Raw genomic sequence first — 20,741 nt, forward strand, 5'->3', positions numbered from 1 at the left:
TCCTGCCAACCGCCATTGACGTCGCCCGAGTTGGGCAGCTGGTGGGATCCGGTGTCACCGAATCCGCCGCCACCGCCGGCGCCCACGGCGCCGGTGTTCAGGTCAGGTCGCGGACCGTCGAAGTCGGGACGCTGGAACTCGGCCGTGGAGCCGGGACCCTGACCCGCCGACGGCATGCCGAACTGACCGGTGGTCTCCGGCTCCTCGTGGCCGCGCGGGGCGTCCGGCGAGAACTGCTGCGCCGCGGGTGGCTGTTGAGCGCCCCAGCTCGTGGTTCCGGGACGCTGCGGGCGCTGCGGCGGCTGCGCGTTGCCCCCCGGCAGCTCGGCGCGCGGACCGCCGGGCGGCGGCAGCTGACGGCCGCGGTCGACCGGCGGCGGTCCACCGGCCGAGGCGTTGGCACCCTGCGGGAACGCACCGCGGTCGCGGTTGCCGGGGCCGCCGCGTCCGTTCGGGCTGGAAAGGCTCTGACCGGGCCGGGCGAGCCGACCACCGGCCTGCGGCACCGGACCCGAGGGACCGGGACCGCCCTGGGCGCCCGGACGGCCCGGCGCACCCTGCTCGCGGGGGCTCGTACCGAAGAGACTCGGCTGACCCGAACCCTGGCCGGGGCCCTGGCGCTGCGGGTCCTGCGGCGGACCGGACTGCTGCGGCCGGGTGGGCAGGCCGCTCTGCGCCCCGTTCCTGGCCGGCAGCGCGGCGCGGGGGCCCGTACCGGCGCCGACCTGGCCGCGTGAGGGCGGGGTGGCGAGACGACCGGCTCCGGCCGCGCCGCCCGCGAGTCCGGCCGCGATGCCGGACTGCTGGCCGCCGCCGAGGCCGCCGTGACCGCCGGGGCCCTGTCCGCCCGCACCGTTCTGCGCGCCGGCGCCGGGGCGCGGCGGCATCTTCTTGCCGCCGTTGGCGACGTCGACGGGCAGCATGACCAGCGCGGTCGTGCCGCCGGAGTCGGAGGGGCGCAGCTGGATCCTGATGCCGTGCCGCAGGGAGAGCCGGCCGACCACGAACAGACCCATGCGGCGCGAGACCGAGACGTCCACGGTGGGCGGCGAGGCGAGGCGTTCGTTGATCGCGGCCAGGTCCTCGGGGGAGAGACCGATGCCGGTGTCGTGGATCTCGACGAGCACGCGCCCGTCGGGCAGCGCGTGACCGGTGACGCGGACCTTGGTCTGCGGCGAGGAGAACGACGTCGCGTTCTCCAGCAGCTCGGCGAGCAGGTGCACGAGGTCGTTGACGACGCGGCCGGCGACCTCGGTCGTGGGCACCGAGGCCAGTTCGATCCGCTCGTACTGCTCCACCTCGGAGGCCGCGGCACGGAGCACGTCGACCAGCGGGACGGGGCGCGTCCAGCGGCGGCCCGGCTCCTCACCGGCGAGGACCAGCAGGTTCTCACCGTTACGGCGCATACGGGTCGCGAGGTGGTCCAGCTTGAACAGCGAGGACAGCTGGTCCGGGTCGGCCTCACGGGACTCGAGCTCGGAGATCAGCGAGAGCTGACGCTGGATCAGGCCCTGGCTGCGGCGCGAGAGGTTGGTGAACATCGCGTTGACGTTGCCTCGCAGCAGCGCCTGCTCGGCGGCCAGCCGGACCGCCTCGCGGTGCACGTCGTCGAAGGCCGCGGCGACCTTGCCGATCTCGTCCCTGGAGTGCACACCGACGGACTCGACGGAGGTGTCCACGTCCTGCGGGTCGGTCTCGGAGAGCTGCTTGACCAGCTCGGGCAGCCGGTCCTGGGCGACCTTGGTGGCCGTCTCCTGGAGGCGCCGCAGCGAGCGGATCATGGAGCGGGCGACGACGAAGGCGCCGACCAGCGAGACACCGAGCACGACGAGGATCAGCGCACCGTTGATGAGCGCGTCCTGCTGCGACTTCTCGCGCAGCTGACGCGCCTTGTTCTCCATCTCACCGAGCAGCGTCTGCTCGATGATGTTCATCGCGTTGATCTTGGCGGACGCCTGGTCGGTCCAGTCCAGGTACGAGCGCTTCGGCCGTCCGTCCAGACCGCCGGAGATACCGAGAACCCGGTCCGCGTACTCGTCGGCGGCGTTGATCTCGGGGTTGCCCTTGCCGCTGAGCGGCGCCGTCAGCTCCTCGGCGTTGCCGCCCATCGACTCGTACAGGGCGTCGAAGGAGGCGAGGGCGTTGTCGCCCTTGGTGGCCGCCGCCAGACCGTAGAGCCGGTCGTTCTCGTTGAGATCGCCCTTCACCTTGGGGGAGGCGGGCAGCGCGGAGGCGATGATCGCGCGCTGGATCGACGCGTACTCCTTGGCGGAGGAGAAGGCCGCCAGGGCGCGGGTCCGCTTGATCATGTCCGGGTTGCTGGTCGCCTGCGCCATGTCCTGCGAGAGGCTCAGCAGCGAGTCGATGAGACCGCTGTACGCGTCGACCGTCAGGGAGTGCGTGGCCTCCGTGTCGTACGCGTCCTTGCGGATTTCCTGGATCTTGTTGACCTGGGTCGCGATCTGGCTGACGTTGGCGCGGATCGACTCCAGCGCCTGGTCGCCGTCGGTGTTCCCGATGTCCACGGTGGCGGCGAGGAAGGCCTTCTTCGCCCGGTCCGTCTTGGTGCGACGGTCCTGGACCTTGAAGTCCTTGGGGTTGGCGCCGTTGGTGAGCGGACCTGCCGACTCGTCACGCTCCGCCTGGAGCGCGGCGGCCAGGCTGGTCGCTTCCTTGGTCATCTTGGTCAGCAGCTGCATGTGCTCCAGCTGCTGCATGTCGTTCATGGACTCGTTGATACGCAGTCCGCCCAGCGTGGTGGCAGCGACCACCGGCAGGGTGAGCAGTGCCACCAGACGAGTGCTGATGCGCCAGTTGCGCAGAGCTATTCGCGAACCCGCGTCGGTCGACGCCGACTTGGGAGTGGGGCTCGGGGTGTCGCCACCGGGCGCCGCACCGGACTTCGCACCCCGGTCGCCACCCTCGCCGGCCGGACCCGGGCCCGGGTTCTGGGTGTGCTGGGGCGAGGAGCCGCGGTCGGTTCCGCCGCGGGGCTCCTGCTCCGCCGCAGCGCTGCTATCCCTCTTGAAACGTCCCTGCACTAGCGTCGCAACCTCTGGACCAGGCGTCCCCCCGCTGTACGGCGGAACGGTGTCGGCGTCGTGGAGCGCAGAGTGCGCTCCAAGGTGGTCGTTGAGTGACCGGCGATGCTCCCCTTCCCCGCATGCCACTCGGCGCCGCGTCGCGCCTTTACGCGCCGGCCTGAAGAACCCGCGGCGGTGCGTGGAATTCCAGCACAGAGCCGGATCTCCAACAAGGGCCGCGCACCGGGCTGTGACCTGGGTGACACGTTGTGAGTGGCGAGTGACGATCGGTAGAAGTCGTTCCGGGAGGAAACGGACTTCCCGTGACTAGTCCCTGACAGGCGGGGGGTGCCCCAGTCCTGATGATCAGGAGCGGAATGCAGGGTTCGATGAGTCAATGTCCGTTTCCGGAGGTCTCGACCTCTGTCCGGTATAGGTGAAATGCCCGGCAGGTCGTGAGCAAACTCACATGGAGATCGTTGCGGCATCACGGCTCTGGCGGGGAATTACGTGTTTAGCCTGACGCTTTACAGCAATGACGCATCTGACAACCGGTGCCCCCGGGCGCCCGTATCCCGACAAGGTCTGAAACAACCGATGAAGATGACGAAGCTGTTCCGCAACACCGCCAACCCCCGCCGCACCACGCTGGCGAACCTGGACGACGCCGGGGAGCTCCTCCCGCCCGTGCAGCCGGAACACTCCGTCGACCTGCCGGTGCGCACGGCCAACCCGCGGCGTACGACCCTGGTCGACGCCCCCGTCGCACACTAAGGCACGGCCCCCGGCGCCCCCGCACCGCGTCGGCCGCCTGCCCCCACCGCGCTAGCCTGAGACGTCCTGAGACGTAGCGTCTCCCGCCAGCCAGCAGCAAAGTGAGGGGCGACAGCATCCCGTGCGCATCGCCAGATTCTCCATCGACGGCAATGTCGCCTTCGGCGCGGTCGAGGAGGACGGCACCGGCGGTACGGCCGCCGGCCTCGTCCTCGACATCATCAAGGGCATTCCGTACGCCGACTTCGAGCTCTCCGGCACCAAGGTCCCGCTGAGCAAGGTCCGCCTGCTCCCGCCCGTGCTCCCCAACAAGGTCGTGGGCGTCGGCCGCAACTACGCGGCGCACGCGGCGGAGCTCGGCAACGAGGTGCCCGAATCGCCGGTCGTCTTCTTCAAACCGACCACCTCGGTGATCGGCTCCGGCGACGACGTCGAGTACCCCTCGTTCTCCGAGGACCTGCACTACGAGGCCGAACTGGCCGTGGTGATCGGCCGGATGTGCCGCGAGGTGCCCCGCGAACGCGTCAAGGACGTCATCCTCGGGTTCACCTGCGCCAACGACGTCACCGCGCGCGACGCCCAGAAGCGTGAGAACCAGTGGGCCCGCGCCAAGGGCTTCGACACCTCCTGCCCGCTCGGCCCCTGGGTGGAGACCTCCATCGGCCTGCCGGCCGTCGCCGACGGCCTCGCCGTCCAGTGCACCGTCAACGGCGAACAGCGCCAGCTCGGCAGCACGAGTGACATGGTCCGCTCCGTGGAGGACCTCGTCGTCCACATCACCGAGGCCATGACGCTGCTGCCCGGCGACGTCATCCTCACGGGCACCCCCGCGGGGGTCGGCCCCCTCAGCGTCGGCGACGAGGTCGCCGTCACCATCGAAGGCATCGGCACTCTCACCAACAAGGTGATCAAGCGTGGCTAACGCGACCGTCCGCGTACGTTTCTGTCCCTCGCCGACCGGCAACCCCCACGTGGGCCTGGTCCGCACCGCCCTCTTCAACTGGGCGTTCGCCCGCCACCACGGCGGCACCCTGGTCCTGCGCATCGAGGACACCGACGCCGCGCGCGACTCCGAGGAGTCGTACGAGCAGCTCCTCGACTCGCTGCGTTGGCTCGGCCTCGACTGGGACGAGGGGCCCGAGGTGGGCGGCGCGCACGCGCCGTACCGCCAGTCGCAGCGGATGGACATCTACCGGGACGTCGCCGACAAGCTGCTCGCCGCCGGCCACGCGTACCACTGCTACTGCACCACCGAGGAGCTGGAGGTCCGCCGCGACGCGGCGCGCGCCGCCGGCCGCCCCTCCGGGTACGACGGCCACTGCCGCGACCTCGGCGCCGCGCAGAAGGAGGCGTACGAGACGGAGGGCCGCACCTCCATCGTCCGCTTCCGGATGCCCGACGAGCCCATCACCTTCACCGACCTGGTCCGCGGCGAGCTGACCTTCACGCCGGAGAACGTGCCCGACTACGGCATCGTCCGCGCCAACGGGGCGCCGCTCTACACGCTCGTCAACCCGGTCGACGACGCGCTGATGGAGATCACCCACGTCCTGCGCGGCGAGGACCTCCTCTCCTCGACCCCCCGTCAGATCGCGCTCTACCAGGCGTTGATGGGGCTGGGCGTGGCCCACTTCGTGCCGCAGTTCGGACACCTGCCGTACGTGATGGGCGAGGGCAACAAGAAGCTCTCCAAGCGCGACCCGCAGGCCTCGCTGAACCTCTACCGTGAGCGCGGCTTCCTGCCCGACGGTCTGCTCAACTACCTGTCCCTGCTGGGCTGGTCGTTCTCCGCGGACCAGGACGTCTTCTCCCGCGCGGAGATGGTCGGCGCCTTCGAGATCACCGACGTCAACGCCAACCCGGCGCGCTTCGACCTGAAGAAGGCCGAGGCGATCAACGCCGACCACATCCGGCAGCTGGACGTGAAGACCTTCATGGAGGCGTGCGCGCCCTGGCTGCGGGCCCCGTACGCCAACTGGGCGCCGGAGGACTTCGACCAGGCGGCCTTCGAGGCGATCGCGCCGTACGCTCAGACGCGGGTGACGGTCCTCTCGGACATCACGGCCAACGTGGACTTCCTGTTCCTCGCCGAGCCGGTCGAGGACGAGGCGTCCTGGGCGAAGGCGATGAAGGGCGACCCGGCGGCGCTGCTCACCACGGCCCGCGCGAAGCTTGTGGACGCGGACTGGTCGAGCGCCGAGTCGCTGAAGGACGCGGTCCTCGCGGCAGGCGAGGAGCACGGCCTCAAGCTGGGCAAGGCGCAGGCGCCGGTCCGGGTCGCGGTCACCGGCCGCACCGTGGGCCTGCCGCTCTTCGAGTCCCTGGAGATCCTGGGCAAGGAGCGCACGCTGCGGCGCATCGACGCCACGCTCGCCAGACTCGCGGCCTGAGGCGTCGGTGCGCCGACGCTTCGGCGCACCGACGCGCGAGCACCATCGACCGGTACGACACGTGGGCCCGGCTGCCGGACGCCGCCGGGCCCACGTCCACGCTTCACCACGACAACGGGGGACAACGGTGCGGAAGTTGATACGAAGAAGCGTCCCGGCGGCGCTGCTGGTCGCGCTGCTGACCGGATGCTCGTCCGACTCGGGCCCGGACCCGGATCCGGGCTCCGACCGCAAGGGCGGCGAGGGCGCGGACGCCGCGGCGTCGCCGGCCGAGGACACCTCGAAACCGGCGGAGAAGGGCGGGACGATCGGCGCCGCCGGATCCCCGTGCGTCCTGCCGGTGACCTTCACGCTGGCCGCGAAGTGGACGGCGGAAGCGGTCGACATCGACGCCGCCGACGCCGCGCTCGCGGAGCTGGCCCGGCAGGGCCCGGTGGAGATGGCCTGCGAGATCGACGCGAAGCCGGCCGGCAGCATCGGCTACCTCCGCGTATGGACCGCCGACACCGGCGGCTCCACCCCGCGCGAGGTCCTCGAAGCGTTCGTGACGGCGGACAGGACCGCCGGCGACGCCGAGTACCAGGACACCAAGGCGGGCTCCCTGCCCGCGGCGGAGGTGGGCTACGTCACCACCAGCGAACTGCTCGACGAGTCGAAGAAGGAGCGGGCCCTGGCGGTCACCACCCCCAAGGGCGTGGCACTGATCCACCTAGGCGGCCTGGACAGCGGGGAGCACGACGCCATGCTTCCGGCCTTCGAACTGGCCAAGAAGACCCTTCGCGCGAACTGAGCCCCGGGGCCCACGGCGGAGCCGATACCGTGACCGGTATGCCGATCCGCGCCGTCGTCTGGGACATCGACGACACCCTCTTCGACTACACCACCGCCGATCGCGCCGGCATGCGGCTGCACCTCGCCGCCGAAGGGCTCGCCGACCGCTTCGCCACCGTCGAGCGGGCCCTCGCGCACTGGCGTGAGATCACCGATGTCCAGTGGCTGCGGTTCGCCGACGGGGAGACGACCTTCCAAGGACAGCGACGCGACCGCGTCCGACAGTTCCTCGGTACGGAGGCGCTCGACGACACCGAGGCCGACGCCTGGTTCGACCGCTACGTCGCGCACTACGAGTCCGCCTGGAAGCTGTTCCCCGACGCCCTCTCCGCACTGGATTCGCTGGCCCCCGACTACCGGCAGGCCGTCCTGTCCAATTCGAGCCTCCACAACCAGGACCGCAAGCTCCGCGCCCTCGGCGTACGGGACTACTTCGAGACGGTCCTGTGCGCCGCCGAACTCGGTGTCTCCAAGCCCGACGCCGCCGCCTTCCACGCGGCGTGCGAGGCCCTGGAACTCGACCCGGCCGAGGTCGTCTACGTGGGGAACGAACCGGACATCGACGCCGGCGGCGCCACCGCCGCCGGACTGGCCGGAGTCTGGCTCGACCGGGGGCGGCTCGGCGGGCGTCCCGAGCTTGTGACGATCAACGATCTGGACCGCCTGCCCGCCCTGCTGCGCGGTGATACTCGTTTTGGAGCGCCGTCCCCCATCGGGTAATGTTCTTCCTGCGCCGACCGAGAGACCGCAAGGTCTGGCCGGAAGGCGCAAACCCAAACAAAACCCCCACTTAGGGGGTTGAGTTTTGGTGGGCTATGGTGTAATTGGCAGCACGACGGTTTCTGGTTCCGTTAGTCTAGGTTCGAGTCCTGGTAGCCCAGCGCAGAGTTCTTCTGCAACGCCCCCGTTGTGTAGCGGCCTAGCACGCCGCCCTCTCAAGGCGGTAGCGCCGGTTCGAATCCGGTCGGGGGTACAGATCCTTCTCTCCGATTTCTTCGGGTCGCACCCGGACATGTCGATGCAGGATCGCTAGGGCCCCCGTTGTGTAGCGGCCTAGCACGCCGCCCTCTCAAGGCGGTAGCGCCGGTTCGAATCCGGTCGGGGGTACGCAGCAGGAAAGTCTGAACCACCCTTGGGCTATGGTGTAATTGGCAACACGACGGTTTCTGGTTCCGTTGTTCTAGGTTCGAGTCCTGGTAGCCCAGCTCAACGCTCCACCCGCTGGCCCCCGTTGTGTAGCGGCCTAGCACGCCGCCCTCTCAAGGCGGTAGCGCCGGTTCGAATCCGGTCGGGGGTACATCACGAAGAGGCCCTCCGCGATCGCGGAGGGCCTCTTCACTTTGCCCCGGACCGCTCGACGTGCTCAATTCCCCGGACTGTAGCGCCGGTTGGACTCCTCGGCCTCCGCGAGCCGGCGCAGGCTGAGCAGCACCGGTTCGTACAGCACGGTGAGCGCGACCGCCGCCTCCACCTGCTCGTACGGGTCCCCGTACCGCTCCACCATGTCGATGTCGGTGACGCCGAGCCGGTCGGCGAGCCGTCCGTACGGCAACAGGTCCGCGAGCTCGCACGGATAGCCGGTCCTGGACAGCCCGGCGATCGCGCCCACCAGCACGCGGTACGCGGCCTCCGAGGCCCCCACCTCGGCCGCGTGCGTCCAGCCCAGCTCCTCGAACAGTTCCTCGGCCCGGAGCCGCGCGGACCGCGTCTCCTCGTCCAGTTCGCCGGCGTCGAACGCGGCGTCCAGCGCCCCGTCACCCGGGAGCGCCCTGATCGCCGCGCCCAGGCGCCTGTGGTGGTCGATGGACTCGTCCTCGATGGCCGTCAGGACCTCACGCGCCGTGGCGACCGGCATCCGGCCCACCTGGATCAGCGCGCGCACGAGGCGCAGCCGGCGCAGATGCCCGTCGTCGTAGGTGGACTGCGTCGCGGTGACCCGGTGGCCCGGCCTGAGCAGGCCCTCCCGCAGGTAGTACTTGATCGTGGCGGTGGGTATCCCACTGCGTTCGCTCAGCTCCGCCATGCGCATACCGCTTGCACCTTCCTTTGGAGAGTGCCACTATCCAATCATGGATAGTGGCACTCTCCAATGAGGGATGCCGCCGTACCGCCGCCGACGCGCAGCCGGAAGCAGGGAGATCGTCATGGGCGCGAAGCCGATCGAGGGCCGGATGACCGCGGATGCCGAGGGCGACGTCGTCGTCTTCGTCATCGGAATGCGGATCAACAACTTCCGTGCCCTGCGCAGCTGGTGGCCGGTGTTCACGGCCATGCCGAGGATGCTCAAGGAGCTGTCGCGGGACAAGGGGAGCGGGCTCATCGGCTTCCAGCCGCTGCTGGGCTTCCCGCGGGTGCTCTACGTCGTCCAGTACTGGGACTCCAAGGAGAAGCTGCTCGCGTACGCCTCCGCGCCGGACGGCGAGCACCGCCCCGCGTGGGCGGCGTTCAACCGCCGGCTCCGCGCCGGCAAGGGCAAGGTGGGCTTCTGGCACGAACGTGGTCCCGGCCGGCTCGTACGAGAACGTCTACATCAACATGCCGGCCTTCGGTCTCGCCGCGGCCACGGGAGTCGTCCCCGTGGGCCGCCGCGGCGAGCGCGCGGCCGACCGTCTGGGCTCGTGACGTCCGAGAACTCCACGCCCGCCCGCTCCGCGCTTCGCGAGCCTCCGCGCGAGCGTGAACTCCCGCGGCGTCCGGGGCGAGTTGGGGCGTTCGCGGCGTACGGGAACGCCCCCGGCGCGCCGGGTCACGGCGTGTGACGGCACATGACGGTGCGGAGGTGATTCAGCTGGTGCGGCGCAGCGCCTCCGACAGCCGTCCGGCCGCGTCGATGATCGCCTGGGCGTGCATCCGGCCCGGGTGCCGGCTCAGCCTCTCGATCGGGCCGGACACCGAGACCGCCGCGACGACTCGGTTGGACGGCCCGCGCACCGGCGCCGAGACCGAGGCCACGCCCGGCTCCCGCTCGCCGATCGACTGGGCCCAGCCCCGCCGCCGTACGCCCGAGAGCGCCGTCGCCGTGAACCGCGCCCCCTGGAGGCCGCGGTGCAGCCGCTCCGGCTCCTCCCAGGCCATCAGGATCTGCGCGGACGAGCCCGCCTTCATCGTGAGCGTGGAGCCGACGGGCACCGTGTCCCGCAGACCGGACAGACGCTCGGCGGCGGCCACGCAGATCCGCATGTCGCCCTGGCGCCGGTAGAGCTGTGCGCTCTCCCCGGTCACGTCCCGCAGATGCGTGAGCACCGGTCCGGCCGTCGCCAGCAGCCGGTCCTCACCGGCCGCCGCCGCCAGCTCCGCGAGCCGCGGCCCGAGAATGAACCGGCCCTGCATGTCCCTCGCCACCATCCGGTGGTGTTCCAGGGCCACGGCCAGCCGGTGTGCCGTGGGCCGTGCGAGCCCGGTCGCAGCGACCAGCCCGGCGAGGGTGGCCGGACCGGACTCCAGGGCGCTCAGTACCAGAGCCGCCTTGTCGAGAACGCCGACGCCGCTAGAGTTGTCCATGCAACGATACTCGCGTCTCACTCTGTGAAACGCAAGTTCAATTTTCCGGGGAACTTGCCAACCTGTAGGGACGGACCCGTACACGAACCGGGTTCGCAGCCGACGCGGGCACGTGGGACACCGGCGTGGGCCCCACATATCTCCAGGACTGCCGGCGGCGCTGCCGGCCGAAGGGAAAGCGATGGGTAGGACACTCGCGGAGAAGGTCTGGGACGACCATGTCGTCCGGCGCGCCGAGGGCGAGCCCGACCTTCTCTTCATCGATCTGCACCTGCTGCACGAGGTGACGAGCCCGCAGGCCTTCGACGGCCTCCGTCAGAACGGCCGGCAGGTGCGGCGGCTCGACCTCACCATCGCGACCGAGGACCACAACACCCCGACGCTCGACATCGACAAGCCGATCGCCGACCCGGTCTCCCGCGTCCAGCTGGAGACGCTGCGCAAGAACTGCGCGGACTTCGGCGTACGGCTGCACCCGCTGGGCGACGTCGAGCAGGGCGTCGTCCATGTCGTGGGCCCGCAGCTGGGGCTGACCCAGCCCGGCACCACCGTCGTGTGCGGCGACAGCCATACCTCCACCCACGGCGCCTTCGGCGCGCTGGCCTTCGGTATCGGCACCAGCCAGGTCGAGCACGTCCTGGCCACCCAGACGCTGCCGCTGGCCCGCCCCCGCACCATGGCCATCACCGTCGAGGGCGAACTGCCCGCCGACGTCACGGCCAAGGACCTGATCCTCGCCGTCATCGCCCGGATCGGCACCGGCGGCGGCCAGGGCTACATCCTCGAATACCGCGGCTCCGCCATCGAGAAGCTCTCGATGGAGGCCCGCATGACCATTTGCAACATGTCCATCGAGGCCGGCGCCAGGGCGGGCATGATCGCCCCGGACCAGGTCACCTTCGACTACCTCCGGGGCCGCGACCACGCCCCCGAGGGCGCCGAGTGGGACGCCGCGGTGGAGTACTGGCGCACACTGCGCACCGACGACGACGCCGTCTTCGACGCCGAGGTCTTCATCGACGCCGCGGAACTGGCCCCGTTCGTCACCTGGGGCACCAACCCCGGCCAGGGCGCGCCGCTGTCGACCCATATCCCCGACCCCGCTTCGTACGAGGACGCTTCGGAGCGGCTCGCCGCCGAAAAGGCCCTGGAGTACATGGGGTTGACCGCCGGGCAGGCGCTGCGCGACATCAGGGTGGACACCGTCTTCGTAGGTTCGTGCACCAACGGGCGTATCGAGGACCTGCGCTCGGCGGCCTCGATCCTGGACGGCCGCAAAGTCGCCGACGGTGTACGGATGCTGGTCGTCCCGGGCTCCGTACGGGTCGCCCTCCAGGCCGTCGAGGAGGGTCTGGACAAGGTCTTCACCGGCGCGGGCGCCGAGTGGCGGCACGCGGGCTGTTCGATGTGTCTGGGCATGAACCCCGACCAACTGGCGCCCGGCGAGCGCTCCGCGTCGACCTCGAACCGCAACTTCGAGGGCAGGCAGGGCAAGGGCGGCCGGACCCACCTCGTCTCACCGCAGGTGGCCGCGGCCACCGCCGTGCTGGGCCACCTGGCCTCGCCCGCCGACCTGTCCGACACCCGCACCCCCGTGGAGGCCTGAGCGCCATGGACGCTTTCACCACACACACCGGCCGGGCCGTCCCGCTGCGCCGCAGCAACGTCGACACCGACCAGATCATCCCGGCCCACTGGCTGAAGAAGGTCACGCGCGACGGGTTCGAGGACGGGCTGTTCGAGGCCTGGCGCAAGGACCCGGACTTCGTTCTCAACCGGCCCGAGCGGCAGGGCGCCTCGGTCCTGGTCGCCGGACCCGACTTCGGCACCGGCTCGTCACGCGAACACGCCGTGTGGGCGCTGCAGAACTTCGGTTTCCGCGCCGTCATCTCCTCGCGGTTCGCCGACATCTTCCGCGGCAACTCCCTCAAGAACGGTCTGCTGACAGTCGTTCTGGAGCAGCGCGTCGTCGACCGCCTCTGGGAGCTGACCGAGGCCCACCCGACCGCGGCCGTGACGGTGGACCTCGAAGCGCGTCAGGTACGTGCCGAGGGCCCCGACGGAGCAACGGTGACGGCCGATTTCGAGCTGGACGAGAACGCCCGCTGGAGGCTCCTCAACGGCCTCGACGACATCGGTCTCACCCTGAAGAACGAAGCGGCCATCGCTGCGTACGAAGCCTCCCGGCCGTCCTTCAAACCCCGCACAATTGCCGTCTGATCAGCGCTTTTCTCCACCTGCGCCCCCTGCCTCCAGGTAGGGGGCGCAGTGCCTTGTTGAGACCCCGCCGGGCGACAACTCGCCCCAGATGGCACAATCGGTGCATGGAACGCGACAGCCAACTCGAGCTTTACGGAGTGGTCGCCGACCGTCTCAAGGAAGCGCACGCAACGGTGCGCGCACTGCAAGTCCCGGAGGGCGTACGGATGGCGCTGACCCGGAAGCTGCTGGTCATCACGGCCGCGGCCAAACACGATCTCTTAGACGCGGCACGTCGTCTGGACCGCTTGATGAAGGACCTCGACGAGGGTCGATTCCCGGAAGGCGACTGAAGCCGCGGAACTCCGCGGGGTCGACTTCGTTGCGGCACTAGGGTGATTAGCCCGTTTCGTGTTTGATTTGCGGTATATATCTGCCTAACGTGCGGAAAAGCTTGAACACTTTCGTTCTGGCAATGTCTCCGAAGGGGAAGACGTGAACAAGGCGCAGCTCGTAGAAGCAATTGCGGACAAGGTCGGCGGTCGCCAGCAGGCGGCCGACGCGGTCGACGCGGTACTGGACGCCGTGGTCCGCGCCGTCGTCGCGGGTGAGCGGGTCTCCGTCACCGGCTTCGGTTCGTTCGAGAAGGTCGACCGTCCGGCCCGTTACGCGCGTAACCCGCAGACGGGTGAGCGGGTCCGGGTCAAGAAGACGTCGGTACCGCGTTTCCGCGCGGGACAGGGCTTCAAGGACCTGGTGAGCGGCTCGAAGAAGCTTCCCAAGAACGATGTGGCCGTCAAGAAGGCTCCCAAGGGCAGCCTTTCGGGCGGTTCTTCCACCCGTACGACCGCCAAGGCCGCGGCCAAGAAGGCCACCGCCAAGAAGGCGACGGCGAAGAAGACCGCAGCCAGGAAGACCGCGGTCGCGGGCACCGCCAAGAGGGCGGCGAAGAAGACCACCGCCAAGAAGACGGCCACGAAGAAGACCACGGCCGCCAAGAAGACCACCGCCAAGAAGACGAGCGCGGCCAAGAAGGCCACCGCCAAGAAGACCTCCCCGGCGAAGAAGGCGACCGCCAAGAAGGCGCCCGCCCGGAAGGCGGCATCGCGCACGACCACCGCCAAGAAGGCCACCGCGAGGAACAGGTAAGCGGCACAAGGCCGTAGGGCCACTCACGCGCCGGGCCGGGCTCCCTTCGGGGGAGCCCGGCCCGCGGCGTTGTGCGTGGCCTGTGACGGCCCTCAGAGGGTCTGGAGCGTCACCAGGGTGATGTTCCCGCTGTCCCCGCCCGCGCGTTCGATACGCACCCGCTGGCCCGGCCGCAACAGCCGCAGACCGCCGGCGTCGAACGCCGCGGCGTCGAAGTCCACCGGAGTCCCGTCGTCGAGCAGCACACTGCCGCTGCGGGTCTCGGATTCGAAGGTGTACGCGGTCGCCTGCATGCCCGCCAGCGTATCGGTCAGCACCCCGGCCGCGCCCCGCAGACCGGGTCCGGGGCCGGGGCGGGAACGGGGCCCCCGGCGGTGCCCGGCACGGAGCCCGGAAGGGGGCCCGGCACGGTGCCCGGGACCGGGCGCGGGCCCGCGTGACGCCGCGCCGTGTACGGGCCGAGCCCCAGGGCCGCGGCGGCCAGCAGATCCTCACCCGTATCGACGTCCCGCCGTACGGAATCCACGCCGGCCAGCACAATTTCCACGGCTCCCGTGGACAAATGCCGATGCCGCGAAGCACCACCGAATGCCGGATTCAATTCCGATCCGGCCCGCGCCGCCAGCAATGTCGTACCGATTTCCGCGGCGTCGGCGAGAAATGCGCGCGGGAAATCCCCGGCGGCCGTGAGCACCCGTGCCAGCTCGGCCGGCCGCAGCGCCGGCAGATCGGCGTTGAGCGCCGCGACCGGGGCCCGTGGCCTGCCCGTCCTGACGGCCCGCGCGCCGTGCGCCAGCGCCGCGTTGAGCCCGGCCGCCGGACTGTCGGGAACGGTGCGCGCGCCCAGCGCGGCCAGTTCGGCAGCCGCCACCGGATCGTCCGTGACCACCACCACGTCCCGTACGACGGGGCAGGCCAGCGCGGCGGCGACGGTGTCCTGGGCGAACGCCAGCGCCAGCCTGGGCCGCAGCAGGTCGCCCGTCGAACCGGCGAGCCTGCTCTTGGCCACGGCGAGCGGCTTGAGCGGAACAACCAGGGACCAGGCGGCGATCGGGTCGGTGTTCGTGGCGAGCTCTCCGTCCTTACGCGTTCGGCCCTCTATTGTGGCCCGATCGCGGCGTGCGGCGCGTACAGGGCCCGCGACGCCCCGTGAATGGCGAACTGAGCCCGCAGGTCCGGTCCGCGGACCGGGGCGTACGGTGTTCTCGACAGTGCAGAGGCCTGGGGCGACACTTGGCCCCCGGCAGCCAGGGCCGGCCCGAGCCAGGCCACAGAGAAAGGTGTCCGAGTGTCCCGCCCGAGAATCGGCTTCTGGTACCGCCTGGCAGCGGTCATCGCGAAACCGCCGTTGATCGTTCTGTTCAAGCGGGAGTGGCAGGGAATGGAACACATTCCGGCCCAGGGTGGATTCCTCACCGCCGTGAACCACAACTCGGCTCTGGACCCTCTCTCCTACGGACACTTCCAGTACAACAGCGGCCGGGTGCCGCGACTGCTCGCCAAGGCGACCCTCTTCGACCTGCCTTTCGTCGGCATGATGCTCCGCGGCACCGGCCAGATTCCCGTCTATCGCGAGAGCACCAACGCCCTGGACGCGTTCCGCGCGGCCGTGAACGCCATCGAGCGCGGGGAATGCGTCGCGTTCTACCCCGAAGGCACCCTCACCCGCGACCCCGACATGTGGCCGATGACCGGCAAGACCGGTGCGGCACGCGTCGCCCTCCTTACCAAGGCGCCGGTCATTCCCGTCGCCCAGTGGGGCGCCAATCTGGTGATACCGCCCTATGCCAAGGCGAACAGGGTCAGGCTCTTTCCGCGCCAGACGCTGCGGGTGCAGGCGGGCCCGGCGGTCGACCTCTCCCGTTTCTACGGGCAGGAACCGACGCCCGAACTCCTCCGTGAGGTCACCGAGGTCATCATGGCCGCCATCACCGAACTGCTCGCCGACGTACGCGGCGAACCGGCGCCCGCCGCGCCGTACGACCACCGCAAGGTTCTGGAAGACAAGCGGCGCAAGGCCGCGGAAGAGGGGTTGCAGTGACGCGCGTCGCGGTCTTCGGGACGGGATCGTGGGGAACGGCGTTCGCCGTGATTCTCGCCGACGCGGGATGCGACGTGACCCTCTGGGCACGCCGCCGCGAGGTCGTCGACGCGGTCAACGACACCCGCACCAACCCGGGCTATCTGCCGGGTGTCGAACTGCCCTCCTCGGTACGGGCCACGACCGACCCGGCCGAGGCGGCCAGGGACGCCGAGTTCACCGTTATCACGATCCCCTCGCAGACGCTGCGCGCCAATCTCGCCGAATGGGCCTCCGTACTGCCGGCGGACACCGTCCTCGTCTCCCTGATGAAGGGCGTCGAACTGGGCACCACCAAGCGCATGAGCGAGGTCATCGGCGAGGTGGCCAAGGCGCCTGCCGACCGGGTCGCCGTCCTCACCGGGCCCAACCTGGCCCGTGAGATCGCCGCCAGGCAGCCCGCCGCCGCCGTCGTGGCATGCACCGACGAGGCGGTGGCCACCCGGCTCCAGGCGGCCTGCCACACGCCGTACTTCCGCCCGTACACGAACACCGACGTGGTCGGCTGCGAACTCGGCGGCGCCGTCAAGAACGTCATCGGGCTCGCGGTCGGCATCGCCGACGGCATGGGCCTCGGCGACAACACCAAGGCGTCGCTGATGACGCGCGGTCTCGCCGAAACCACGCGGCTGGGGCTGGCGATGGGCGCCGACCCGCACACCTTCTCCGGACTCGCCGGAATGGGCGATCTGATCGCGACCTGTTCCTCGCCCCTCTCACGCAACCACACCTTCGGCACCAACCTCGGGCGCGGTATGACGCTGGAGCAGACGATCGCGGCCAGCACCCAGACCGCGGAGGGCGTCAAGTCCTGCCAGTCCGTGCTGGATCTGGCCCGGCGGCACGATGTCGACATGCCGATCACCGAAACGGTCGTGAGCATCGTCCACGAGGGGAAGCCCCCGCTCGTGGCGGTGAAGGAGCTGATGGCGCGCAGCGCCAAGCCCGAACGCCGCTGACCCGGCGGCGCTCCAGCAGGTAACCTCAACGCGATATGAGCAGCGAGAACCTCCCCCAGAGCCCTGAGCAGCAGCTCCGCAAGCCGCGCGTGGCGGTCGTCTTCGGCGGCCGGAGTTCCGAGCACGCCATCTCGGTGGTCACGGCCGGCGCCGTACTGCGCTCCATCGACCGTACGAAGTACGACGTGCTGCCCATCGGCATCACCACGGACGGCCGCTGGGCGCTCACCGCCGACGAACCCGACCGCATGGGCATCGCCGACCGCAGGCTGCCGAGCGTCGAGGACCTGGCCGAGTCCACGGAGGGCGACGTCGTCCTCTCCGTCGACCCCGGCAACCGCGAGGTCGTCTACAGCGAGCAGGGCTCCGTACCCAAGGCGCTCGGCGAGGTCGACGTCGTCTTCCCGGTGCTGCACGGGCCGTACGGCGAGGACGGCACCCTCCAGGGCCTGTTGGAGCTCTCCGGCGTCCCGTACGTCGGCGCGGGCGTCCTGGCGTCGGCCGTCGGCCAGGACAAGGAGTACATGAAGCGGGTGTTCCTCTCGTACGGGCTGCCCGTCGGGCCGTACGAGGTGATCCGTCCGCGCGAGTGGCGGCTGGACCCGTCCGCCGCCCGCGAGAGGATCGTGGACTTCGCCGCCGAGCACGGCTGGCCGGTCTTCGTGAAGCCCGCGCGAGGCGGCTCCTCCATGGGCATCACCAAGGTCGACGCCCTGGAGGGGCTGGAGGACGCGATCGAGGAGGCGCAGCGCCACGACCCGAAGATCCTGGTCGAGTCGCTGCTGCGCGGCCGGGAGATCGAGTGCGGGGTGCTGGAGTTCGAGGACGGGCCGCGCGCGAGCGTGCCCGCCGAGATCCCGCCCGTCACGTCGCACGAGTTCTACGACTTCGAGGCGAAGTACATCGACGCCGCCGCCGGCCTGGTGCCCGCGCCTCTTACGGAGGAGCAGACGGCCGAGGTCCAGCGGCTCGCCGTGGAGGCGTTCGACGCCGTGTCCTGCGAGGGACTGGTCCGCGCGGACTTCTTCCTTACGGAGGACGGCGGGTTCGTCATCAACGAGATCAACACCATGCCGGGCTTCACGCCGATCTCGATGTATCCGCGGATGTGGCAGGAGAGCGGCGTCGGCTACCCGGAGCTGATCGACCGGCTGATCCAGGCGGCGCTGCGCCGCCCCACCGGTCTGCGCTGAAGGACGCAGCGCGCGGTTCGGGGCGAGATCCGCGAGAGGCGCCCTACAGGCTGGGCGGCACCGTGTCGGCGACCGGTGCCGCGAGGTCCGAGAGCGGACCGATGTCGTGCATGAACCGCCCGTCGAGAGTGACCTCGACATACGTCCTGCGGTACGTCGTGGTGAACCGGGGTCCCGAATCCCGTTCCTCCAGCAGCCAGTTGACGCCGTCCACGTCCACGGCCTCCGCCTGGGGGTCGCTCATCCGCCCGGGCCGGGGGACGCCGCAGCGCAGTACGATCGCGGCGTCCCCCCACCCGGCGGTCAGTTCGGAACCCGGCTCCGGATCACTCCGGTCGTGTCCCGCGACGGTCTTCGGCAGCTCCTTGTCCAGTGCGCGGCACAGTGCCGCCTCCTCCGCCGGCGGGCCGGGAACCGGGACCTTCGCCGGGGCGTCCGTGGAGGAGCAGCCGACTGCCACGGCAAGCACGAGTACGGCGGGCAGGCGGGCGAGCCGGGGGCCGGATAGCCTGCGCATCGGGAAGGTCACCGGCCAAGCGTAGACGGGGGCTACAGGTGCACGACCGGGCAGGTCAGGGTGCGGGTGATGCCGTCCACTTGCTGGACTTTGGCGACCACCATGCGGCCGAGGTCGTCCACGGTGTCGGACTGGGCACGCACGATCACGTCATAGGGACCGGTGACGTCCTCGGCCTGTATCACTCCAGGGATCTTCGCGATGGTCTCGGCGACGACCGTCGCCTTGCCCACCTCGGTCTGAATAAGGATGTACGCCTGTACCACGGAACCTCCAGGGCGGCCACGAGGATCTTGTGGGGAGAAGGGACGCCACGTTATCGCGTCACCCAGTGCCGCGGGGAGACCTGCGCGCACCGCGGCACCGGCGGCGTGACGTACCGAGCAGTGAAGTTGACGTACAGGTCGGCCGGATCCGCCGGCCGCACGACGAGAGGTGGGACTCGGTGAAGGGCACCGTGGGCGAGTTGGGGGAGTTCGGACTCATCAGGGAGCTCACTTCCCGGCTCACCACCACCCCGGCGGTCCGGCTCGGGCCGGGCGACGACGCCGCGGTGGTGACCGCACCCGACCGCAAGGTCGTGGCGAGTACGGACATCCTCCTGGAGGGGCGGCACTTCCGCCGCGACTGGTCGACCGCCTACGACGTGGGGAGAAAGGCCGCCGCGCAGAATCTCGCCGACATCGCGGCGATGGGGGCGGTCCCGACCGCGCTGCTGCTCGGCCTGGTCGTCCCCGCCGAACTCCCGGTGACCTGGCCCACCGAGCTGATGGACGGCATCCGTGACGAGTGCCAGGTCGCGGGCGCCGCGGTGGTCGGCGGCGACGTCGTACGGGGCGAGACGATCACCCTCGCGATCACCGCGCTCGGCGATCTGCGCAACCACGAGCCGGTGACGAGGTCGGGCGCGCAGCCGGGCGATGTCGTCGCGTACACCGGCTGGTTGGGCTGGTCGGCGGCCGGACACGCGGTGCTGTCGCGCGGATTCCGGTCACCCCGTGCCTTCGTCGAGGCGCACCGGCGGCCCGAACCGCCGTACCACGCGGGGCCCGCGGCGGCGGGGCTCGGTGCCACGGCGATGACGGACGTGAGCGACGGTCTCGTCGCCGATCTCGGGCACATCGCCGACGCCAGCAAGGTCCGTATCGATCTGCGGTCGGGGCTCATCGACATCCCGTCGCAGATGAACGACATCGGGCAGGCGGTGGGCGTGGATCCGCTCCAGTGGGTGCTGACCGGGGGAGAGGACCACGCGATCGTCGCGACGTTCCCGCCGGACGCCAAGCTGCCCGCGAGGTGGAAGGTGATCGGCGAGGTCCTCAACCCGTCGGCGCTGCCGCAGGTGACGGTCGACGGGGCGCCGTGGACGAGCAAGGGCGGCTGGGACCACTTCGGGGACACGGCGTGAGGCCGGCTCCGGCGGGCCAGTAGATTCGGGGGCATGTCCCTGTCTCCCGAGTCCGCAGCGTTCTCCGGGCCCGCGCCCGGGCAGCCCGCCCGCGTGCCCACCCGTGTCCTCACCGTCGCCGGGTCCGACTCCGGTGGCGGTGCGGGAATCCAGGCGGACCTCAAGACCATGCTGGCGCTCGGCGTGCACGGCATGAGTGTGCTCACGGCGGTCACCGCCCAGAACTCCCGCGGCGTGCAAGGCGCTTGGGATCTGCCGGTGGAGGCCGTACGGGCCCAGTACCGCAGCGTCGTGGACGACATCGGCGTGCAGGCCGTGAAGACCGGCATGCTCTCGTCGGCGGTGCTGGTGGAGACCGTCGCGGAACTTCTCGCCGGGACCGGTGTTCCCGTGGTGGTCGACCCGGTCGGGGTCTCCAAGCACGGGGATCCGCTGCTGGCGGCGTCCGCGCTGGACTCCGTACGGAAGAGGCTGCTGCCGACGGCGACCGTCGCCACCCCCAACCTCGACGAGGTCGTCCAGCTGACCGGCGTGGAGGTGCGGGACGAGGCGGAGATGCCGCGCGCCGCCGCCGCCGTACTCGCCTTCGGGCCGCGCTGGGTGCTGATCAAGGGCGGGCATCTGCCGGGCGACGCCGTCGACCTGCTGACGGACGGCGACGAGGAGCACTGGCTGCGCGCACCGCGCCACGACAACCGCCACACGCACGGGACGGGC

Annotated in this window: 21 protein-coding genes, 5 tRNA genes and 1 pseudogene; 20 read left to right on the forward strand and 7 right to left on the reverse strand. The window is 70.4% G+C overall.

Annotated elements, in window-relative coordinates:
- Positions 1–3,041 (reverse strand): nitrate- and nitrite sensing domain-containing protein (locus tag GXP76_RS22560; RefSeq protein ID WP_242573398.1); only part of this gene is annotated, 3,041 nt, incomplete at its 3' end.
- A 579-nt stretch (positions 3,042–3,620) separates the two neighbouring features.
- Between GXP76_RS22560 and GXP76_RS22565 the strand changes: the two genes are divergently transcribed.
- The 10 genes from GXP76_RS22565 to GXP76_RS22610 all read left to right on the forward strand — a co-directional run bounded on the left by GXP76_RS22565 (position 3,621) and on the right by GXP76_RS22610 (position 8,315).
- A complete protein-coding gene (locus tag GXP76_RS22565; RefSeq protein WP_242573399.1) occupies positions 3,621–3,797 on the forward strand; it encodes a hypothetical protein in 177 nt (58 codons plus the stop codon).
- 121 nt (positions 3,798–3,918) lie between these two features.
- Entirely contained in the window at positions 3,919–4,719 is an 801-nt protein-coding gene (locus GXP76_RS22570) for a fumarylacetoacetate hydrolase family protein (protein ID WP_242573400.1), read from the forward strand.
- Positions 4,712–6,187, forward strand: coding sequence for a glutamate--tRNA ligase (gene gltX, locus GXP76_RS22575; protein ID WP_242573401.1), 1,476 nt, complete (start codon positions 4,712–4,714; stop codon positions 6,185–6,187). The genes GXP76_RS22570 and gltX overlap by 8 nt, the downstream gene beginning before the upstream one ends.
- A gap of 127 nt (positions 6,188–6,314) precedes the next feature.
- Entirely contained in the window at positions 6,315–6,977 is a 663-nt protein-coding gene (locus GXP76_RS22580; protein ID WP_308354196.1) for a lipoprotein, read from the forward strand.
- 38 nt (positions 6,978–7,015) lie between these two features.
- Positions 7,016–7,738 carry an HAD family hydrolase gene (locus tag GXP76_RS22585; protein ID WP_242573403.1) on the forward strand — a complete coding sequence of 241 codons (723 nt, stop codon included), beginning with the start codon at positions 7,016–7,018 and terminating at the stop codon, positions 7,736–7,738.
- 89 nt (positions 7,739–7,827) lie between these two features.
- A tRNA-Gln gene (locus GXP76_RS22590) sits at positions 7,828–7,899 on the forward strand.
- Positions 7,900–7,918: 19 nt separating this feature from the next.
- Positions 7,919–7,991, forward strand: a tRNA-Glu gene (locus tag GXP76_RS22595).
- A gap of 61 nt (positions 7,992–8,052) precedes the next feature.
- A tRNA-Glu gene (locus GXP76_RS22600) sits at positions 8,053–8,125 on the forward strand.
- Positions 8,126–8,151: 26 nt separating this feature from the next.
- A tRNA-Gln gene (locus GXP76_RS22605) sits at positions 8,152–8,223 on the forward strand.
- A 19-nt stretch (positions 8,224–8,242) separates the two neighbouring features.
- Positions 8,243–8,315: transfer RNA gene (locus GXP76_RS22610), tRNA-Glu, on the forward strand.
- A gap of 66 nt (positions 8,316–8,381) precedes the next feature.
- Here the strand turns inward: GXP76_RS22610 and GXP76_RS22615 are convergent.
- Positions 8,382–9,047, reverse strand: coding sequence for a MerR family transcriptional regulator (locus GXP76_RS22615; RefSeq protein WP_242573404.1), 666 nt, complete (start codon positions 9,045–9,047; stop codon positions 8,382–8,384).
- Positions 9,048–9,162: 115 nt separating this feature from the next.
- On the opposite strand from GXP76_RS22615, the pseudogene GXP76_RS22620 reads away from it, so the two are divergent.
- Positions 9,163–9,640 (forward strand): annotated as a pseudogene (locus GXP76_RS22620) (DUF4188 domain-containing protein).
- 162 nt (positions 9,641–9,802) lie between these two features.
- Here the strand turns inward: GXP76_RS22620 and ndgR are convergent.
- Entirely contained in the window at positions 9,803–10,519 is a 717-nt protein-coding gene (ndgR, locus tag GXP76_RS22625; protein WP_078074883.1) for an IclR family transcriptional regulator NdgR, read from the reverse strand.
- A 181-nt stretch (positions 10,520–10,700) separates the two neighbouring features.
- Between ndgR and leuC the strand changes: the two genes are divergently transcribed.
- The 4 genes from leuC to GXP76_RS22645 all read left to right on the forward strand — a co-directional run bounded on the left by leuC (position 10,701) and on the right by GXP76_RS22645 (position 13,867).
- Positions 10,701–12,125 (forward strand): 3-isopropylmalate dehydratase large subunit, encoded by a 1,425-nt coding sequence (gene leuC, locus GXP76_RS22630; protein ID WP_242573405.1) that lies wholly within the window; start codon positions 10,701–10,703, stop codon positions 12,123–12,125.
- A 5-nt stretch (positions 12,126–12,130) separates the two neighbouring features.
- On the forward strand, positions 12,131–12,739 hold the full coding sequence (gene leuD / locus GXP76_RS22635; RefSeq protein WP_242573406.1) for a 3-isopropylmalate dehydratase small subunit: 609 nt from the start codon (positions 12,131–12,133) through the stop codon (positions 12,737–12,739).
- A gap of 104 nt (positions 12,740–12,843) precedes the next feature.
- Positions 12,844–13,071, forward strand: a complete 228-nt coding sequence (locus GXP76_RS22640; protein ID WP_242573407.1) for a hypothetical protein — start codon at positions 12,844–12,846, stop codon at positions 13,069–13,071.
- 142 nt (positions 13,072–13,213) lie between these two features.
- Positions 13,214–13,867 (forward strand): HU family DNA-binding protein, encoded by a 654-nt coding sequence (locus tag GXP76_RS22645; protein ID WP_242573408.1) that lies wholly within the window; start codon positions 13,214–13,216, stop codon positions 13,865–13,867.
- A 92-nt stretch (positions 13,868–13,959) separates the two neighbouring features.
- On the opposite strand, the gene GXP76_RS22650 is transcribed toward GXP76_RS22645, so the two are convergent.
- The gene (locus GXP76_RS22650; protein WP_031229385.1) at positions 13,960–14,160 is read right to left on the reverse strand and encodes a hypothetical protein; all 201 of its coding nucleotides are present in this window, start codon (positions 14,158–14,160) and stop codon (positions 13,960–13,962) included.
- Between the two features lie 17 nt (positions 14,161–14,177).
- On the reverse strand, positions 14,178–14,969 hold the full coding sequence (gene cofC / locus GXP76_RS22655) for a 2-phospho-L-lactate guanylyltransferase (RefSeq protein ID WP_242573415.1): 792 nt from the start codon (positions 14,967–14,969) through the stop codon (positions 14,178–14,180).
- Positions 14,970–15,155: 186 nt separating this feature from the next.
- Here cofC and GXP76_RS22660 point away from each other — a divergent pair, with 186 nt between their 5' ends.
- The 3 genes from GXP76_RS22660 to GXP76_RS22670 are packed head-to-tail and all read left to right on the forward strand — an operon-like array spanning position 15,156 to position 18,099.
- Positions 15,156–15,908 carry a 1-acyl-sn-glycerol-3-phosphate acyltransferase gene (locus GXP76_RS22660; RefSeq protein WP_242573409.1) on the forward strand — a complete coding sequence of 251 codons (753 nt, stop codon included), beginning with the start codon at positions 15,156–15,158 and terminating at the stop codon, positions 15,906–15,908.
- Positions 15,905–16,906: an NAD(P)H-dependent glycerol-3-phosphate dehydrogenase gene (locus GXP76_RS22665; protein WP_242573410.1), complete on the forward strand. Its 1,002-nt coding sequence runs from the start codon at positions 15,905–15,907 to the stop codon at positions 16,904–16,906. Before GXP76_RS22660 ends, GXP76_RS22665 begins: the two co-directional genes overlap by 4 nt.
- A 35-nt stretch (positions 16,907–16,941) precedes the next feature.
- Positions 16,942–18,099: a D-alanine--D-alanine ligase family protein gene (locus GXP76_RS22670; protein WP_242573411.1), complete on the forward strand. Its 1,158-nt coding sequence runs from the start codon at positions 16,942–16,944 to the stop codon at positions 18,097–18,099.
- A 43-nt stretch (positions 18,100–18,142) separates the two neighbouring features.
- Here GXP76_RS22670 and GXP76_RS22675 read toward each other — a convergent pair whose 3' ends face one another.
- Complete coding sequence (locus GXP76_RS22675; protein WP_242573416.1) at positions 18,143–18,616, reverse strand: DUF3515 domain-containing protein; 474 nt, start codon at positions 18,614–18,616, stop codon at positions 18,143–18,145.
- 32 nt (positions 18,617–18,648) lie between these two features.
- Positions 18,649–18,882 carry an Lrp/AsnC family transcriptional regulator gene (locus GXP76_RS22680; protein WP_242573412.1) on the reverse strand — a complete coding sequence of 78 codons (234 nt, stop codon included), beginning with the start codon at positions 18,880–18,882 and terminating at the stop codon, positions 18,649–18,651.
- A 179-nt stretch (positions 18,883–19,061) separates the two neighbouring features.
- On the opposite strand from GXP76_RS22680, the gene GXP76_RS22685 reads away from it, so the two are divergent.
- Together GXP76_RS22685 and thiD are read left to right on the forward strand one after the other, a co-directional pair.
- Complete coding sequence (locus GXP76_RS22685; protein WP_242573413.1) at positions 19,062–20,024, forward strand: thiamine-phosphate kinase; 963 nt, start codon at positions 19,062–19,064, stop codon at positions 20,022–20,024.
- Positions 20,025–20,057: 33 nt separating this feature from the next.
- Positions 20,058–20,741: bifunctional hydroxymethylpyrimidine kinase/phosphomethylpyrimidine kinase (gene thiD, locus GXP76_RS22690; RefSeq protein ID WP_242573414.1), on the forward strand; the 684-nt coding region annotated here is incomplete at its 3' end.

This window comes from Streptomyces sp. NP-1717, assembly GCF_022695985.1.
In the GTDB taxonomy this organism is placed as follows: Bacteria; Actinomycetota; Actinomycetes; order Streptomycetales; family Streptomycetaceae; genus Streptomyces.

What these genes read in the sequence shown, in the direction of transcription:
- GXP76_RS22565 (WP_242573399.1), top strand. Translation starts at nt 3,621, where the DNA reads ATGAAGATGACGAAGCTGTTCCGCAACACCGCCAACCCCCGCCGCACC.
- GXP76_RS22585 (WP_242573403.1), top strand. Translation starts at nt 7,016, where the DNA reads ATGCCGATCCGCGCCGTCGTCTGGGACATCGACGACACCCTCTTCGAC.
- GXP76_RS22615 (WP_242573404.1), bottom strand. Translation starts at nt 9,047, where the DNA reads ATGCGCATGGCGGAGCTGAGCGAACGCAGTGGGATACCCACCGCCACG.
- ndgR (WP_078074883.1), bottom strand. Translation starts at nt 10,519, where the DNA reads ATGGACAACTCTAGCGGCGTCGGCGTTCTCGACAAGGCGGCTCTGGTA.
- leuC (WP_242573405.1), top strand. Translation starts at nt 10,701, where the DNA reads ATGGGTAGGACACTCGCGGAGAAGGTCTGGGACGACCATGTCGTCCGG.
- leuD (WP_242573406.1), top strand. Translation starts at nt 12,131, where the DNA reads ATGGACGCTTTCACCACACACACCGGCCGGGCCGTCCCGCTGCGCCGC.
- GXP76_RS22640 (WP_242573407.1), top strand. Translation starts at nt 12,844, where the DNA reads ATGGAACGCGACAGCCAACTCGAGCTTTACGGAGTGGTCGCCGACCGT.
- GXP76_RS22650 (WP_031229385.1), bottom strand. Translation starts at nt 14,160, where the DNA reads ATGCAGGCGACCGCGTACACCTTCGAATCCGAGACCCGCAGCGGCAGT.
- GXP76_RS22670 (WP_242573411.1), top strand. Translation starts at nt 16,942, where the DNA reads ATGAGCAGCGAGAACCTCCCCCAGAGCCCTGAGCAGCAGCTCCGCAAG.
- GXP76_RS22675 (WP_242573416.1), bottom strand. Translation starts at nt 18,616, where the DNA reads ATGCGCAGGCTATCCGGCCCCCGGCTCGCCCGCCTGCCCGCCGTACTC.